Below are 17,937 nucleotides of genomic sequence, written 5' to 3' on the forward strand. Positions count from 1 at the left end.
TTTTGCACCAATGAGCTATATAAAAGAGATTAGCAGTATCCATAACCCCTTAGTAAGGAGCACAATATCTTTAAAGGAAAAATCCCGTGAACGAAAAAAAAATGGGCTTTTTGTTATTGAAGGCATCAAAGAGTTACAGCTCGCAATTAAGGGACAATATACTTTAAAGACTATTCTTTTCTATCCCGAGCTCGTTACCGGCGAGGCTATTATGGAATTAGTACATGGAATTTCACCTACCCCAGAAATAATTGCCATATCAAAGGATATATTTCAAAAATTGGCGCATAGGGAAACCACTGAGGGCATATTGGCCGTAGCAGTGGCCCGGGAGCATTCTCTGGAGTCTTTAAAATTTAAGAACGACAGTCCACTTATTTTAGTGGCGGAAGCCCCTGAAAAACCAGGCAATATTGGCGCCCTCCTTCGTACCGCCGATGCTGCCGGCCTGGATGCCGTAATTATAGCCAATCCGAAAAGCGACCTATACAACCCAAATATAATCCGCTCGAGTGTTGGATGTGTTTTCACTACCAATATAGCTATGGGATCCACACCCGAAATTATCCAGTTCTTAATTAGTCGCAATATCAACATCAACTGTGCAGCACTAAGTGCCTCCAAGCCATATACAGAAATAGATTTTACCAAAGGCACGGCAATTGTGGTGGGAACAGAGGCTACCGGGCTATCCGAACAATGGCTGAACAAGGCAACCCAAAATATTATAATTCCCATGCATGGAGAAATAGACTCCATGAACGTCTCCGTATCCGCAGCAATACTTATCTTTGAGGCAAGGAGGCAAAGGGGATTATAAAGAAAAAACAGGCATCCACAAAACTGCAACATAAAACAATATTGAAATCCATTAATTTTTTAAATGAACAGTAACATCCTATTTTATATCATCATAGCCATTTTGTTGATTCAGTTTTTAATTGAAACTGTGCTGGAATATTTAAATGCCAAACGCTATACGGATGTTGTCCCAAGTGAACTCAACGACGTTTTCGACCAAGAGGAATACAGAAAATCACAGGAGTATAAGAAAACCAACTATCGTTTTGGGATGGCAAGCTCTGTCTTCTCCTTAAGCCTAACCTTAATTTTTCTGATTTTTGGGGGATTTGAATGGATAGATACCATTGCCAGGAGCTTTAGCGATAACCCTATTCTGATTGCACTTATTTTTTTCGGAATAATTATGATAGGCAATGATATTGTTACAACCCCCTTTTCTTACTACCACACCTTTGTAATTGAGGAAAAATTTGGCTTTAACAAGAGTAGCAAAAAATTATTCTGGACAGATAAAATTAAAGGTTGGATTATGATGATGATCATCGGGGGAGGAATACTGTCATTGATCATTTGGTTTTTTCAATGGGCGGGCACCAACTTTTGGATTTATGCCTGGGCTCTCATAGCCGTTTTTTCACTTTTCATGAACCTGTTTTACAGTAAACTGATCGTGCCCCTTTTCAACAAACAAACTCCCTTGGCAGAAGGTAGTTTAAAAAGCAAAATAGAAGCTTACGCCAAAAACGTGGGATTTGAATTAAAGAATATATTTGTGATAGATGGATCAAAAAGATCTACCAAGGCCAATGCCTATTTTTCTGGATTTGGCAAAGAAAAGAGAATAACCCTATATGATACCTTGATCAACGACCTGGAAGAAGACGAAATTGTAGCAGTGCTTGCACATGAAGTGGGACATTACAAAAGAAAACACATCATCTTCAATTTATCCGCCTCTATTTTACTTACCGGTCTCACCCTATTCATCCTTTCAATTTTTATAAATAATCCGGAGGTATCTTTGGCTATTGGCGTTTCGCAACCTAGTTTTCATGCAGCGCTTATAGGTTTTGGAATCCTATACAGTCCTATTTCGGAAATAACAGGATTGATCATGAACGCCATGTCCAGGAAATTTGAATATCAGGCAGATGACTTTGCTAAAAAAACTTTTGCCCCCAAACCTCTGATTACGTCCTTGAAAAAATTATCCAAGAACAGCCTAAGTAATCTTACACCTCATCCTGCTTATGTTTTTATGCACTATTCACACCCAACCTTGATGTCCAGAATTCAAAACTTAAAGGCATAATTTTTGTTGTCTACTATCATAGTTTGTGCTATTTTTAATTTATGATGACCGAAGCTGCAATAGAGAAAGAAAACAAGGAAATAGCGAAACAATATAAGGAACTGCTCCGCATAAGCTATCAAAGTCTTACCGATGAGGATAAGAAATTGATACGCTCTGCTTTTGATATTGCTGTGGATGCCCACAAGAATCAAAGAAGGAAATCGGGGGAAGCATACGTTTTCCACCCAATAGCAGTAGCAAAAATTGTGGCTTCCGAAATGGGTCTGGATGCAGTTTCCATAGCATCTGCCCTACTCCATGATGTTGTTGAGGACACCGAATACACCCTGGCGGACATAGAACGTTTGTTTGGCGAGACCGTTGCACGAATCGTGGACGGACTCACTAAGATTGCCCACCTGAAAAAGGATATGAACATTTCCCAACAGGCGGAGAATTTTAGAAAAATGCTCCTTACACTTAATGACGATGTAAGGGTAATTATTATAAAGATAGCGGACAGATATCACAATATGCTCACTATGGATTCCATGCCAGAGCATAAACAAGTGAAGATAGCATCTGAAACTCTCTACATATACGCACCTTTAGCGCATAGAATAGGGCTTTACAATATTAAAACGGAACTGGAAGACCTTAGTCTGAAATACACGGAACCAGATGTTTACGAAGATATCCTAGGTAAGATTGAAGAGTCCAAAGAAGAACAACAGGCTTATATAGATGCTTTTTCCGGGGTGATAAGCGACTCCTTGGATAAAGAAAACCTTGATTACTACATTAAGGGCCGGATGAAATCCATATTCTCCATTCGCCGAAAAATGAAGGTTCAGAATGTATCCTTCGATGAGATATATGACAAATTTGCGATTCGGATCATATACAAATCGGACCGGCATAACGAAAAGTTTTTGGCTTGGAAAATATATTCCATTGTTACCGATCACTTTACCCCTAACCCTGTTCGCTTAAGGGATTGGATTTCTTCTCCCAAATCTACAGGTTATGAAGCCTTGCACATCACCGTAATGGGTCCAAAAGGTAAATGGGTAGAAGTTCAGATCCGCAGTGAAAGAATGCACGAAATTGCCGAGAAAGGTTATGCCGCGCATTTTAAGTACAAGCACGGTAATCAAAAAGAACAGGGAATTGAGGAATGGCTTAACAAACTGCAGGAAGCCTTGGAAAATGCAAACACCAATGCGGTCGATTTTGTAGAGGAATTTAAACTTAACCTTTATTCCAAAGAGATTTTTGTGTTTACTCCCAAGGGAGAATTAAAATCCCTTCCCAAAGGAGCCACCCCATTGGATTTTGCATTCAATATACATACCGAAGTAGGCATGCATACCCGTGGAGCCAAAGTAAATGGTAAACTGGTACCCCTGAATACTACCTTGCAAAGTGGGGACCAAGTGGACATTCTCACCTCGGACACGGCCAAACCCAGCCAAAGTTGGTTGGACTACGCCACAACGGCAAGGGCCAGGGCCAAAATAAAATCATCTTTAAGGGAAGAAAAGAAATCTACGGCCATGGATGGCAAGGAGGTCCTTAGGCGTAAATTAAAATCCCAAAAAATTACCCTTAACGAGGATACCATAAACAAATTGGTTGTCTTTTTCAAGCTCAAGACCAGTCTGGACTTATTTTATAGAGTAGGCATAGGGGCTATTGACAATCAGATGCTAAAAGATTTTGCGGCCTCCTATAGCAATGCATTTATAACCTTCTTTAAAAATAAGATAAAGAGAACCCCCGTTCCTGAGGATATTCACAGGGAAGAAATAACCACAAAATATGACACCCTTGTTTTTGGTAAGGAAGAGGACAAATTGGAGTATAAATTGTCCCAGTGTTGCAATCCAATTCCTGGCGACGAGGTATTTGGATTTGTGAGCGTGAACGACGGAATCAAGGTGCATAAGAAAAACTGCCCCAATGCCATTTCCCTGCAGTCCAACTACGCTTATAGAATCATATCGGCCAAATGGATCGATTCTTCCCAAGAAGAATTTACTGTGGAAATAATGCTTACCGGGATAGATAATATAGGTTTGATCAGTGAAATTACCGAGGTAATATCTGGCAATTTACATGTGAATATGAGAAATATTAATTTCAGCACGGATGGTGGAACATTCTCGGGTAGAATCACACTTGTTGTAAAAAACAATGCTATCCTTAAAAAAGTTATAGATAATCTAAAGCGCATTAACGGCATCGATAAAGTATCCAGAATTTAAATTTTAACTGTACATTTGTACCCTAACGCTGGGTAAATGCTATGGGCGAAAATAAGAATCAAGAAATAGTTAAAAATGTCTTCACCACTTTTCTGGAGGAAAATGGTCACAGAAAAACACCTGAGCGCTACGCAATCTTACAGGAAATCTACGACAGCGAAGAACATTTTGATATAGAATCGCTCTATATCACTATGAAAAACAAAAATTATCGCGTTAGCAGGGCTACACTATATAACACAATTGAGCTTCTCTTGGAATGCAAATTGGTAAGAAAGCACCAATTTGGAAAAAACCAGGCCCAATACGAAAAATCTTATTTTGACAGACAGCACGATCATGTTATCCTTACAGATACCGGTGAGGTTATGGAATTTTGCGATCCGCGTATTCAAAGTATAAAAAAGACCATTGAGGAAGTTTTCAATATTAAGATCAATACTCACTCGCTCTATTTTTACGGAACACGAAATAAAGAAGAGAACACGAATAATTAATCCAATTACATAAATAATGGCAGTAGATTTACTACTAGGACTCCAATGGGGAGATGAAGGAAAAGGGAAAATAGTTGATGTTTTAACAAAAAACTATGACATAATTGCACGTTTCCAAGGTGGACCAAATGCTGGTCACACATTAGAATTTGATGGTATAAAACATGTTTTGCATACCATTCCTTCAGGAATTTTCCACAAAACCGCGGTTAACATTGTTGGCAACGGAGTGGTTATAGACCCGGTTATTTTTAGAAAGGAGCTGGATAATCTTAAAAAGTTCAATCTAGATATTAAATCAAAATTATTTATCTCTAGAAAGGCCCACTTAATTTTGCCTACCCACCGTTTACTGGATGCCGCTTCCGAAACCTCTAAAGGCAAGGCTAAAATAGGATCTACTTTAAAAGGTATTGGCCCGACCTATATGGACAAAACCGGAAGGAACGGAATGAGGGTAGGAGATTTGGAATTCTCGGACTGGAAAGAAAAGTACAGGATATTGGCCAACAAACATGAGGCCATGATCAGCTTTTACAATGTAGAGATTCAATATGACCTAAAGGAATTGGAAGCCGATTTCTTTATGGCTGTAGAAGAGCTAAAAAAATTAACCTTCATAGATAGTGAGGAATATATTTTCAACGCACAGAGGGAAGGTAAAAAAATATTGGCTGAAGGTGCACAGGGATCTTTATTGGATATCGATTTTGGAACCTATCCTTTTGTAACCTCATCCAATACCACTGCAGCTGGAGCATGTACCGGATTGGGTGTGGCACCCAATAAAATTGGTAGCGTTTTAGGTATTTTCAAAGCGTATACCACCCGTGTGGGCAGCGGACCGTTCCCTACAGAACTTTTTGATGAGGACGGCGCAACCATGGGCAGGGTCGGTAACGAATTTGGCGCAACCACAGGTAGACCAAGACGATGCGGATGGTTGGACCTTGTAGCTCTTAAATACGCCGTTGAAATTAATGGGGTTACGGAATTGATGATGATGAAGGCGGACGTACTCAGTGGGTTTAAAACCCTAAAAGTTTGTACGGCATACAACTATAAAGGAAAGCAGATAAAACATTTGCCCTATAGCATAGAACCGGAATATGTGACTCCGGTCTATACGGAAATGAAGGGTTGGGCTAAGGATTTGACCAAAATGAGCAAGTCAGATGAACTTCCTGACACCTTGATGGATTACATTAAGTTTCTAGAAAAGGAATTGGAAGTTCCTATTAAGATTGTCTCGGTAGGACCGGATAGGACCCAGACTATATATCGATAAACAAAAGCCATCTTAAAAGATGGCTTTTTCGTTATTGGGGATTTACTAAAACTATCCCAAACTATATTATCCTCCCTCAAAATATACTATTTTTGACCAAAATTTTGAACATTGCTTAAGTCCGTATTTTTATTATTAACTGTATTCATTTGTTGGAGCGGTTGGGCACAGGAGCCTCAAGCAGAGGTTAAACAAATAAACATTGTTTATGGAGCCAACTTTACCAAAGATGAAAAACAATATCCCGGGGCAGCCATCTTTAGCAAGGATGACCGGCAGGTACAATTTGAGCACGAAGGAGCGGATCTATGGTGCGATATTGCGATATATTACCAAAAGGAAAATAGACTCAAGGCCATTGGGAATATCAAACTGAAACAGGGAGATTCCGTACAGTTGACCAGTGGGAAAATAGATTATGATGGCAATTTAAACCTTGCCAAGGCATGGGAAAATGTGGTATTGAACCATACCAGCATGACCCTTACCACGGACACCTTGCGGTTCGACAGGGAAAAACAAGAGGCTTACTATGAGCATAACGGAACAGTAGTTGATTCCTCCAATACCCTTACCAGTAGAATAGGACGCTACTTTACACAACTTAAAAAATCCCAGTTCTTGGAAAGTGTGAACCTGGTGAACCCAGAATTCAATTTGGTTTCCAAACAATTGGATTATTACACCGTTTCCAAGAATGCCTATTTGTACGGTCCGTCTACCATCACCGGGGAAACCTATAAAATGTATTGCGAGCGTGGGTTCTACGACACTAAAATCGAAAACGGATACGGAATCAAAAATACCCGTATAGACTACAACAATCGAATAATTACTGGTGACAGCTTATATTTTGACAAGAAAACGGAATTTGCATCCGCCACGAACAATATTACCATAAGGGATACCGTAAACAATGGATTGATCAGGGCGCACTACGCTGAAGTATATAAGGCCAAGGATTCCGTTTTTGCCACCAAAAGGGCGGTATCCATAAATCTGGTAGAACAGGACTCCCTATATATGCACGGCGATACCCTAATGATTACAGGAAAACCGGAACAACGTATCCTTAGGGCATTCAGAAATGCAAAATTCTACAAGACCGATCTAAGCGGAAAATGCGACTCCATCCATTTTAACCAAAAAACCGGTATTACCGAATTAATTACAAATCCTATTATTTGGAATGGAGAAAATCAAATGACCGGCGACAGTATCCACTTACTTTCCAACTTGGAAACCGAAAAATTGGACTCTTTGAAAGTTATCAATAATGCCTTTATAATTTCCTTGGATACGGTAGGCAAAGTAGGCTACAATCAGGGCAAGGGCAAGGATCTATTCGGGAAATTTATAGATAATAAACTAAGTCTTATTGATCTGGTCAAAAACACCGAGGTCATCTATTATCTGTACAATGATAACCAAGAGCTTATTGGAATAGATAAGACCATATGCAGTGCCATTAGAATGACCCTTGCCAATAACGAGATAGAGGATATTACCTTTATTACCAATCCTGATGGCGATATTTTTCCGGAAAAAGAACTCCCTGATAACAGTAGGCTACTGAAAGGTTTTATTTGGCGTGGCGAGGAAAGAATTCTCAGCAAGGACGATATCTTTGATGAGGACGACAACAACATTAAACTGGTCACTATTAGAGGGGTAGAAAACCCTATAGATTTGGACGTGGCACCTGAAGAAGCCATAGAGGACCAAAGGAAACGCGATTCCATAAATTCTTCTAAGTTATTACCTCCCAACCCCATTAAGAAGAAATTGGAACCAACCAAAAAAGAGCAACCAAAAAAAGAAGCCAAGCCCAGCGTTTCAGAATCAAAAGCAGAGGTACGCTACGAGGAGGGCGACAAAGAGGAAGGTTTGCATCCCGGATACTATTTAATAGCGAACGTTTTTGGAGTAAAGAAAAATTACGAGAAATTCATAGAAAGCCTTACCAAAAAAGGTTTGGAACCCAAATACTTTTTTCGAAATTTCAACCAATACCACTATGTTTATTTAGAGCGATTTGACACCTGGGAGGAAGCGCTCCAATCTCGGAACAGCAATTATAATGGTAATTACATGGATGAAACCTGGATTTTAAGAATCCTTGACAAATAGCGCAAATGAAAGAGGATTATTTTAAATACCAGGCACAAACTTCTTCGCATCCTTTGGCTTTGGAAATTTCACATGCCAAGGGAAGTTATATTTACGATACCAAAGGAAAGGCCCATCTCGATTTTGTTGCCGGAGTATCCGCGTGCAGTTTGGGGCATTGCCACCCAAGGGTGGTTACAGCCGTTCAGGAACAAGCGCAAAAATATATGCATGTTATGGTCTACGGCGAGTACATCCAAGAACCGGCCGTAGCCTATACCAAGTTGCTGGCAAGCCTACTCCCTGCACCGTTGGAAACCACATATTTGGTAAATTCCGGGACCGAGGCTATTGAAGGTGCCCTGAAATTAGCCAGAAGGTTTACGGGAAGAAGCCAAATTATTGCAGCTCGGCACGCCTACCATGGTAATACAATGGGAAGTCTCAGCATTATGGGCTTTGAGGAGCGGAAAAGTGCCTTTAGGCCACTTATTCCTGACGTTGGCTTTATTCACTTTAATTCAGAAGAGGATATATTATCCATAACTGAAAAAACGGCTGCAGTTGTTTTGGAAACTATCCAGGGAGGTGCTGGTTTCATCTTACCGGAGAACGGATATTTAAAAAAGGTAAGGGAGCGATGTACCTCAGTTGGTGCAATGTTAATATTGGATGAGATCCAGCCTGGATTTGGACGAACCGGAAAACTGTTTGCTTTTGAACATTTCGATTGTACTCCGGATATTTTGGTTATTGGAAAGGGCATGGCCGGCGGAATGCCGGTAGGTGCATTTGTAGCTTCCCACCACATGATGCAATCACTTATAGAGAACCCAAAACTGGGCCATATTACCACCTTTGGAGGCAATCCTGTAATTGCAGCGGCTTGTCTCGCCACCTTGCAAGAAATAACGGAAAGCCGGCTTATTCAGGAATCCTTGGAAAAGGAAGTTCTTTTTAGAGAACTTTTGCAGCACCCATCGATAAAGGAGATTCGAGGTAAAGGATTAATGTTGGCCTTAATAATGGAAAAACCTGAAGTGGCCAATGAGGTAATCCTTAAATGTGCCGAGAAAGGCATAATACTTTTTTGGCTCCTTTTTGAACCAAATGCAATTCGCATATCACCTCCATTGACCATTAGCAATCAGGAAATTAGCCTTGGCTGTGCCCTGATTTTAGAGGTATTGAACGGCCTTAAACAATAAATTGTTAACTAATTTGTTAATATAATAGACCAAATCTGTCGGAATTAAGGGTTTCAAAAGACTACTTTAGTTCCAATGAATAATTAGAAGTTCCTATGGCGTTAGAACCAAACGAGAGACCAGGGCAACCAATTGCTAAGTTTGAATCCATGCTCAAGACCGATGATGTCTACTTCTTTGACGCGGAAGATTTTCAAGATATTATTCACCACTACCTCAATAACGGTAAAATTGCATTAGCCAAAAAAGCCATTAAAATAGGGCTGCAACAGCATCCTGACAGTATAGAGCTTAAGTTGTTGTCCATAGAAGTCCTTGTTTTTGAAAATAATCTGGAGCTGGCAGAGAAAATGCTGGATGAACTACAGGTAATAGACAGCAATAATGAGGAAATATACATTCAAAGGGCCAATATTTATTCCAAGAAAGACAATCACGAAGCGGCTGTTTCCCTTTTGACCCAGGCATTAAATCTAACTGATGACAGTTTTGACATCCATTCCTTACTGGGAATGGAATATTTGTTCATGGATAATTTTGAGGACGCCAAACAAAATTTCATGATGTGTGTGTCCTATGATGAAGAGGATTATTCATCACTTTACAATGTTATCTATTGTTTTGAATTTCTTGAGGATTATGACGGAGCCATCGTGTACCTAAATGATTACCTTGAACGAAATCCTTATAGCGAAGTTGCCTGGCACCAATTGGGCAAAATGTATTTTACTAAAAAAATGCACAAGGAGGCCCTGACCGCTTTTGACTTTGCCATTATTTCCGATGACACTTTTATTGGTGCTTATTTTGAAAAGGGAAAGGTATTGGAAAAAATGGGCAAGTACAATGAGGCCATTGAGAATTATGAAACCACCATTGCCATTGAAGACCCTACCTCGCATGCTTATTTAAGGATCGGTAGATGTCACGAAAAATTAAAGAATGATGAATTGGCCAAATCCTATTATTACAGAACGGTTCATGAAGATCCGTTGTTGGATAAGGGATGGTTGGCAATTACGGAATACTACATTAGACAAAAGGATTATAAAAAGGCGCTATACTACATCAATAAAGCCATAAATATTGATGGGGAAAATTCCAAGTACTGGAAAAAATGCGGAAAAATCCACTCCACTTTAAAAAATAATGACGAGGCCTACTATGCTTATCAGCAGGCGGTAGACCTAGGAAATTACGAATTTGACACTTGGTTTCATTGGGCCGATGTAGCAGTACAAAACCTGGACGTTCATGCGGCCATAGAAATACTGCTCCAAGGTCATGAATTTTATCCACAGCGATGTGAAATGCAGTATAAAATGGCAGGATTTTATCTGCTAATAAGCGATTTCCCCAGAGCTCAATACAGGTTGATAAACGCCCTTAAAATAGACCTTGACCAACTACATTTATTTGAGGACGAATTTCCCCAATTCTTCAACACAGAATGGGCTCAAAACTTAATTGAAGATGTGAAAAAGGCTTCCAGATAAATAAACTATTTTTGTTTTTTTATCATATATGGAAAATCGCAATCTTTTATCTTACATCTTTATTTTATTAAAAGGAATGGCCATGGGCGCTGCAGATGTTGTGCCCGGTGTATCGGGAGGCACCATTGCTTTTATCTCCGGGATTTACGAAGAACTCATCACAAGTATTAACAACGTAAATGTTTCCCTTTTAAATACATTGAGAAAGGAAGGAATAAAAGCCTTTTGGATCAAACTTAATGGCAACTTTCTGCTGGCTCTGCTTCTTGGTATTGGCATTAGCGTCCTTTCCTTGGCCAAACTCATTAGTTGGTTAATGGAGAACGAACCCATACCCCTATGGTCCTTTTTCTTTGGCCTGGTTGTGGCCAGTATTATATTGGTAGGCAAGGAAATAAAAAAATGGAATTTGGCTGCAATAATAATATTGATTCTGGGAGCTACCATTGCCTTTTACGTTACAAAATTGCCTCCTTCCGAAAATTCAGGATCATTACCTTATTTATTCTTCTCAGGAGCCTTAGCCATATGCGCCATGATTTTACCCGGGATATCCGGAGCCTTTATCTTAGTGCTGCTGGGATCCTATAAAACGGTTTTGGATGCAGTTCATGAACGAGATCTTAAAATTGTAATCACGGTTGGCCTAGGAGCCATTTTTGGACTGCTGAGTTTTGCAAAACTTCTAAAATGGATGTTTACACATTACAAGAACCTAACCTTGGCGCTGTTGACCGGGTTTATTTTAGGTTCCTTAAACAAAATATGGCCATGGAAGGAAGTCTTGGAGACCAAAATGTTCGGGGAAAAAATAATTACTATCAAGGATCAGAATATCTCCCCTTTTTCTTTTGATGGAGACCCTCAATTAATAAGTGCCATTATTCTCGCTTTACTTGGTTTTTCCCTTATTTTTATACTGGAAAAATTGGCCGCTAAAAAATAATCGCCCAACCCCTAATGAAAAACCCCAGAACATTCACTGATAAATTTTTCCTTGTTATCAAGGGCTTATTTATGGGTGCGGCCAACAAAGTTCCGGGGGTATCAGGGGGTATAGTCGCTTTTGTTGGCGGATTTTACGAAGAATTTATCTACTCCCTTCAAAAGGTAAACGGAAAAGCCTTTAAACTGTTGATCAGTGGAAGGTTAAAAAGTTTCTATCGCTACACAAACGGGCAGTTTTTAACGCTCCTGATCTTTGGCATGTTGGTAAGCTATTTCAGTGTCTCCAAGATTTTGGATTATTTTTTGGAAAGAAATGAGCTCTATGTGTGGTCTGCCTTTTTTGGGATGATATTGGGCTCCATATACTACATAGGAAAGGATTTTGGGCATTGGGGAAAAAAGACCATCCCAGCAGGTATAGTTGGATTGATCATAGGTATATCCATAAGCTTTCTTAATCCTGCTACGCAAAACGATAATTTAATCTTTATATTTTTTTGTGGCATTATCAGTGTCTCGGGCATGACCTTACCCGGACTATCCGGTTCCTTTATACTGATCCTTCTAGGTAATTATGTGCTTCTTTTGGTAGATTCCGTAAACGCTCTTTATGATACCTTTTCGGAAATCTTGATAGGCGATTACAGCTTTATTAAAAATGCAACACGGCTCAATACCCTAAAAATTCTTGCGGTATTTACTACAGGATCGGCTGCCGGATTGGTAACCCTCTCCCATCTATTGACCTACGTATTAAAGCATTTCAGGCACATAACCACAGCCGTTATCATAGGCTTTATTACAGGATCATTGGGAGTGGTATGGCCTTGGAAACGCACCTTATTCAAAACGGATATCACTGGCAATTTGCTTTTGGACACCAACCATAACCCAATAATAAAGAATTATGAAAGATTCCTGCCAAATTTGGGATCTTCCGAGACTTGGTGGGCCATTTTTTTTATATTTTTTGGGATATTAATTTTATTAGGATTAGACTGGTATGGAAAAAACAGAAAGAGATAAAATTAGATTTGGGTTAATTGGAAAAAATATTTCCTATTCATTTTCAAGGGGATATTTTACCAAGAAATTCTCTGAAATGGGACTGGAAAGACATTCATACGAGAATTTTGATTTAGAGCATATTGACCAGTTCAAGGGTCTCTTGGAACAAAACAGTAATATCCATGGTTTTAACGTAACTATTCCCTACAAAGAACAGGTTATGCCCTTTTTATCGATAATAGATCCTGAAGCCCAAGCTATTGGAGCCGTAAATACCATTAAAATAAAGGGGAATCAAACAATAGGCTTCAATACAGACGCCTATGGCTTTCAAAAATCCATAGAGCCCCATCTTAAGGAACACCATAAAAAAGCGCTTATCCTGGGTACCGGTGGCGCTTCCAAAGCGGTGGCATATGTACTTAACAAATTGGGGATATCCTATATATTAGTATCTAGAAATCCCAGAGACAAACAGCTCAATTACATAGATATTAATAAAGAAGTGCTAAAGGACCATACAGTAATTGTGAATTGTACTCCTTTAGGTACGTACCCCAACATAAACGACAAGCCAGACCTGCCATACAGCTTCATCACCAAACAACATTTACTTTTCGACCTTATCTACAATCCCGAAAAAACAGCATTTTTGCTATCTGGTGAGCAGCAAGGTGGCAAAATAAGCAATGGCGCCAACATGCTTCAATTTCAGGCGGAAAAATCCTGGGAGATATGGAATTCCTAGTACAAGAAGCAATTAGGTCTCTTAATACCAAGAAAAATACGGGATTCCCCTCTCTAAAAAAACCTTAAAAAGAAGTTTCATTACCTTTGATATATAGACGGATGTAATTATATTTCCGTACATTACATTTAGAAAGCTATAAACATTCATAAAATGTTAGAAGATAAAGACGACAACCTACAGAATAATGTGGGTACAGAGGAAACCTCAGGAAATACCGAAGCAAGAAATAATTCGGAAGCCGAGAATGAAACAAAATCCGCTCCCAATCCTGAGACTATTGAAACAGATTCTGTAAATAACTCCGAGGAATTGGTGGAAGATAAAAGTGCATCTATCGATTCGGATACCAAGAACGAAGAAAAGTTGAAAGAATCTTCAACCCAAAAAGCCCCGGAAAAAGTATCCATTGAAGAAAGCGCGACATCCGAAGTTGTTGTAGAAGATGTTGTGAACAATGAAACTTCCGCCGAAACAACTGAAGGGAAAGAGGAAGATGTTCTGGAGGAAATAGATGAATCCAATGCAGAGGATGCCGAAGATTCGGATAACCATCAGCGACACCATATTCCCATGCCGGATTACCACGCCATGTCCATGGAGAATTTGGTAGGTGAACTTCAGCGATTGGTAAGGAACGAAAAGGTGCAGGCTATTAAAAAGCATGTTGACGGCATTAAATATGAATTCGATCAGAAGTTTCAGGAATTCATAGACGAAAAGAAGGAAGACTTTATAAATAGTGGTGGAAACGAAATAGATTTCCGATACAATTCCGTTGACAAAAGACAGTTTAACGAGGTATATTCGGATTACCGGGAAAAAAGAAATAGTTATTACAAAAACCTGGAACAGGGACTTAAATCCAATCTTGCACAAAGACTGGAAATCATCAACGAACTCAAGGCATTGGTTAACGTTGAAGAGGATATAAACACAACCTATAAAAATTTTAAAGACCTTCAGGAACGATGGAAAAATGCCGGGCCTATTCCACGTGCCAATTACAATGATGTTTGGCGCACATACCACCATCACATTGAAATTTTTTACGACTTCCTACATCTAAATAGGGAACTAAGGGATCTGGATTTTAAGCACAACTACGAGGAAAAACTAAAGATCGTGGTGCGGGCAGAAGAGTTGGTCCAAATAGAGGATTTAAACAAGGCATTTCAGGAACTTCAGACCCTGCACAAAATCTGGAAGGAAGATATTGGCCCCGTCGGCAAAGAGCACAGGGAAGAGATTTGGGACCGATTTAGCAATGCTACCAAATTGCTGCACCAAAGACGACAGGATTACTATAAAGACTTGGAAAAGGTTTATGAACAAAACCTAGAAAAGAAACACGAAATAATTCAAGCCATAAGTACAATAGCCACTCACATTGCTTCGAGTCACAAAGAGCTGCAGCAGCAAATTCGAGAGGTGGAAAAATTGCGCGATTCTTTCTTTAAGGCAGGGAAAGTGCCGCAAAAAGTAAATGAGAAGACTTGGGCAGGTTTTAAGGATGCGGTGCGTGAATTTAATAGAAACAAAAACAACTATTACAAAAATTTAAAGAAAGACCAACAAGTAAATCTAGATAAAAAAAGGGCATTGTTAGAGCTTGCGGTTTCCTTAAAGGACAGTGAGGAATGGGATACTACCACCCAGGAAATGAAAAGAATTCAGAACGAATGGAAAAAAATTGGGCATGTTCCCAGAAAATACTCCGACAAAATATGGAAGGAGTTCAAAACAGCCTGCAACCATTATTTTGACCGTTTACACGCCTTAAAAAATGAAGCCCATAAGGAGGAGATAGAGAATTTTGACAAGAAAAATGCATGTCTGGAAAAATTAAAAAATTTCCAACTAAGTGGAGATAAAAGTAAGGATTTAGCCGCCATTAAAGAGTTTATTGCAGAATGGAAAGAAGCTGGTAGGGTGCCCTTCAATAAAAAGAGCATAAATGCCAAGTTTAACAAAATTCTAGATGCCCTGTTCAAAAAATTGGATGTCAATAGACAAGAAGCTGAACTGTTGAAATACGGCAACAAGATTCAGCAGTTGGCGAATAATGACAACGACTACGCCATCTCTAACGAACGTACTTTTATCAGAAGAAAAATAGACGAAAGCAAGAGTGAAATTAGGCAATTGGAGAACAATCTTCAATTCTTTTCCAATGCTTCCGAAGATAATCCTGTGGTAAAAGAAGTAATTAAAAACATAAACAACCATAAGGAATCCTTGGCCACATGGAAGGCCAAATTAAAAAAGTTGAACATTCTGGAAAATAATTTAATAAAAGAAGCCGAAAACGAAGATGAATCCTCTGCTGACGAAGAATAGACCTCGATCTTAACAATTTAAAATATAAGCACATTAGTAGAAATAAGGTTAGTGTAGTGATGGCTTTATGGTTTGTTATTTCACTAACAAGCTGCGGCACGCCTAGAATAGTTGTAAAAGAAACAGCTGGCCCCTTTTCCAACCAATTACCGGAACCAAATTTGGTATTTGTTATTACAAAAGAGGATCCAAACCTCAACGATTCCCTACTTATAGGCACTATAGCCACCAAGCACAATGGATTTATCGGGGATTGCAATCTTAGGCAGGTTAAACGGGCAGCAGAAAAAGAAGCAAAAGAAATTGGCGGTAATTTAATATTTATAACAAGACACAAACTCCCAAACACCCTATTAAATCCTTGCCATAGAATTAGGGGAAATATCTATTCCGTTCCCAATCCAGAAGCCTTTGAAAAGGAAATTCTTTGGAATACCAATAGAAAGCTTAAAGTGACGGATTTTAAGGGATCAACTAAAGGCAAACCCTTTGTTGCAGCCACAAATGCCTATTTTGGTTATACTACCAGCATAAAATCTGAGGAAAACATGGTTATTGTAGAAGTGGATACCTATTTCGATTGCGAGCTTTCCTATTTTAAAAATAATAAAGACCAATCCTTAGTTTTAAATCACGAACAATTGCATTTTGACATAACCGAAGTCTACGCCAGGAAGTTTATCAAAAGACTACACCATGAGATTAAAAGTTTTAAGGATCTGGTAAAGAAAGTGGAGCGCATAGGGAATGAAGTAAATAAAGAACTTCAATTAAAACAGGAGGCTTATGATACGGCAGTGTATAGTGATCTATCAAAACAATCCTATTGGGACGAATGGACCGAAACGGCTTTAGAGGAATTGGCTATGTACAATAACAAAACCATAAGCAGGCCCTATAAAAAAGATTAGAAAATTCCGTCGGTTTTAGTAATTAGGTCTAGACTTCTGCTCCACAATAACTTTCATATTCAAAAGCTCCACAGGGTTTCCAAATTGAGTAAAGATGGCAACGTCCGCTGCGTCGCGTCCATAAGCGATTGCGATACGACCTCCCTTCATATCGGCTTGTGTAGGGTCGAGGGTGTACCATCGATTTCCAACGTAAACCTCGAACCAGGCGTGTAAATCCATGGGCACAAGGCCCTCAAGGTATCCCACTACCATACGCGCTGGGATTGATAGCGCTCGGCAACAAGCTATTCCCAAATGGGCCATATCCCTGCATACTCCACTGCTTAATTGGTTCAACTCTGAGGCACTTATAATCTGCTGCCCGGCTCCGGGGGAGTACTGTATGGTGTTCCGGACATAATCAACGATGGCTGTACACTGATCATAACCCGAGGAATAACCTCTTACAAGTGATGCGGCCATTTCAGTAAATCGATCCGACTCGCAATACCGGCTTGGGTAAAGAAAAGGCAGGACGTCGTCAGGCAATTGTTGTACTTCGACAAACGGAGCATTGGGAGCGGTATCAGAGGAGTCCGCTGTTTCCACATATGCAGATGTTCGCACTGAAAAATTCCCAGCCGGTGCAACCAGTCGCTGACACAAATTGCCGAAGTTATCCGTGAACTCGTTCACCGGTGCACTAGGTGACAAAATATACTCTTCACGTGCAATCCACTGTTGCCGTCCACTTCTTGGACGCAACTTTAGCAAAAATGGAGTAGGAACCGGTATGTGGAATTCAAGTAAGCAGGATGCGTTTAACCACATAACAATTTTTCTGATTAAATTACACGTTCGCATTCACGTTCGTATATAGCTACGGAGAACAAAAGATATAATAGAGGGAAATGTAATTTGTTTTCCATTTCCAACTATAATACTTGCCCCATTAAATATGATTAAGAAAGCAAGCAATCTACTTGTTCTCTACTACAGATAAAAAAAATTCCCCACAATGATTATGAATGTCATTT

Annotated in this window: 14 protein-coding genes and 1 pseudogene; 13 read left to right on the forward strand and 2 right to left on the reverse strand. The window is 39.5% G+C overall.

The window, feature by feature from the left end; genetic code table 11:
• Positions 1–10: 10 nt before the first annotated feature.
• The 13 genes from LV92_RS19180 to LV92_RS19240 all read left to right on the forward strand — a co-directional run bounded on the left by LV92_RS19180 (position 11) and on the right by LV92_RS19240 (position 16,918).
• Positions 11–820 (forward strand): TrmH family RNA methyltransferase, encoded by an 810-nt coding sequence (locus LV92_RS19180; protein WP_111625218.1) that lies wholly within the window; start codon positions 11–13, stop codon positions 818–820.
• Positions 821–883: 63 nt separating this feature from the next.
• Positions 884–2,116, forward strand: coding sequence for a M48 family metallopeptidase (locus LV92_RS19185; RefSeq protein ID WP_111625219.1), 1,233 nt, complete (start codon positions 884–886; stop codon positions 2,114–2,116).
• Positions 2,117–2,160: 44 nt separating this feature from the next.
• Positions 2,161–4,365, forward strand: coding sequence for a RelA/SpoT family protein (locus LV92_RS19190; RefSeq protein WP_111625262.1), 2,205 nt, complete (start codon positions 2,161–2,163; stop codon positions 4,363–4,365).
• Between the two features lie 41 nt (positions 4,366–4,406).
• On the forward strand, positions 4,407–4,862 hold the full coding sequence (locus tag LV92_RS19195) for a Fur family transcriptional regulator (RefSeq protein WP_031444710.1): 456 nt from the start codon (positions 4,407–4,409) through the stop codon (positions 4,860–4,862).
• A gap of 16 nt (positions 4,863–4,878) precedes the next feature.
• Entirely contained in the window at positions 4,879–6,150 is a 1,272-nt protein-coding gene (locus LV92_RS19200; protein ID WP_111625220.1) for an adenylosuccinate synthase, read from the forward strand.
• Positions 6,151–6,261: 111 nt separating this feature from the next.
• Positions 6,262–8,280, forward strand: coding sequence for an OstA-like protein (locus LV92_RS19205; RefSeq protein WP_111625221.1), 2,019 nt, complete (start codon positions 6,262–6,264; stop codon positions 8,278–8,280).
• Between the two features lie 5 nt (positions 8,281–8,285).
• Positions 8,286–9,467 (forward strand): aspartate aminotransferase family protein, encoded by a 1,182-nt coding sequence (locus LV92_RS19210; protein WP_111625222.1) that lies wholly within the window; start codon positions 8,286–8,288, stop codon positions 9,465–9,467.
• Positions 9,468–9,562: 95 nt separating this feature from the next.
• Positions 9,563–10,963: a tetratricopeptide repeat protein gene (locus tag LV92_RS19215; RefSeq protein WP_111625223.1), complete on the forward strand. Its 1,401-nt coding sequence runs from the start codon at positions 9,563–9,565 to the stop codon at positions 10,961–10,963.
• A gap of 28 nt (positions 10,964–10,991) precedes the next feature.
• Complete coding sequence (locus LV92_RS19220) at positions 10,992–11,909, forward strand: DUF368 domain-containing protein (RefSeq protein ID WP_111625224.1); 918 nt, start codon at positions 10,992–10,994, stop codon at positions 11,907–11,909.
• Between the two features lie 14 nt (positions 11,910–11,923).
• Entirely contained in the window at positions 11,924–12,937 is a 1,014-nt protein-coding gene (locus tag LV92_RS19225; protein ID WP_111625225.1) for a DUF368 domain-containing protein, read from the forward strand.
• Entirely contained in the window at positions 12,915–13,667 is a 753-nt protein-coding gene (locus tag LV92_RS19230) for a shikimate dehydrogenase family protein (RefSeq protein ID WP_111625226.1), read from the forward strand. The genes LV92_RS19225 and LV92_RS19230 overlap by 23 nt, the downstream gene beginning before the upstream one ends.
• Before the next feature lie 153 nt (positions 13,668–13,820).
• Positions 13,821–16,007, forward strand: coding sequence for a DUF349 domain-containing protein (locus LV92_RS19235; protein WP_111625227.1), 2,187 nt, complete (start codon positions 13,821–13,823; stop codon positions 16,005–16,007).
• A gap of 59 nt (positions 16,008–16,066) precedes the next feature.
• Complete coding sequence (locus LV92_RS19240) at positions 16,067–16,918, forward strand: hypothetical protein (protein WP_111625228.1); 852 nt, start codon at positions 16,067–16,069, stop codon at positions 16,916–16,918.
• A gap of 15 nt (positions 16,919–16,933) precedes the next feature.
• On the opposite strand, the gene LV92_RS22100 is transcribed toward LV92_RS19240, so the two are convergent.
• Together LV92_RS22100 and LV92_RS22190 are read right to left on the reverse strand one after the other, a co-directional pair.
• Entirely contained in the window at positions 16,934–17,068 is a 135-nt protein-coding gene (locus LV92_RS22100) for a hypothetical protein (protein WP_262511307.1), read from the reverse strand.
• A 24-nt stretch (positions 17,069–17,092) separates the two neighbouring features.
• Positions 17,093–17,764: pseudogene (locus LV92_RS22190) on the reverse strand (transglutaminase-like domain-containing protein); the annotation flags it as partial.
• Positions 17,765–17,937 lie beyond the last annotated feature (173 nt).

It is taken from the genome of Arenibacter echinorum, assembly GCF_003259375.1.
Classification (GTDB): domain Bacteria; phylum Bacteroidota; class Bacteroidia; order Flavobacteriales; family Flavobacteriaceae; genus Arenibacter; species Arenibacter echinorum.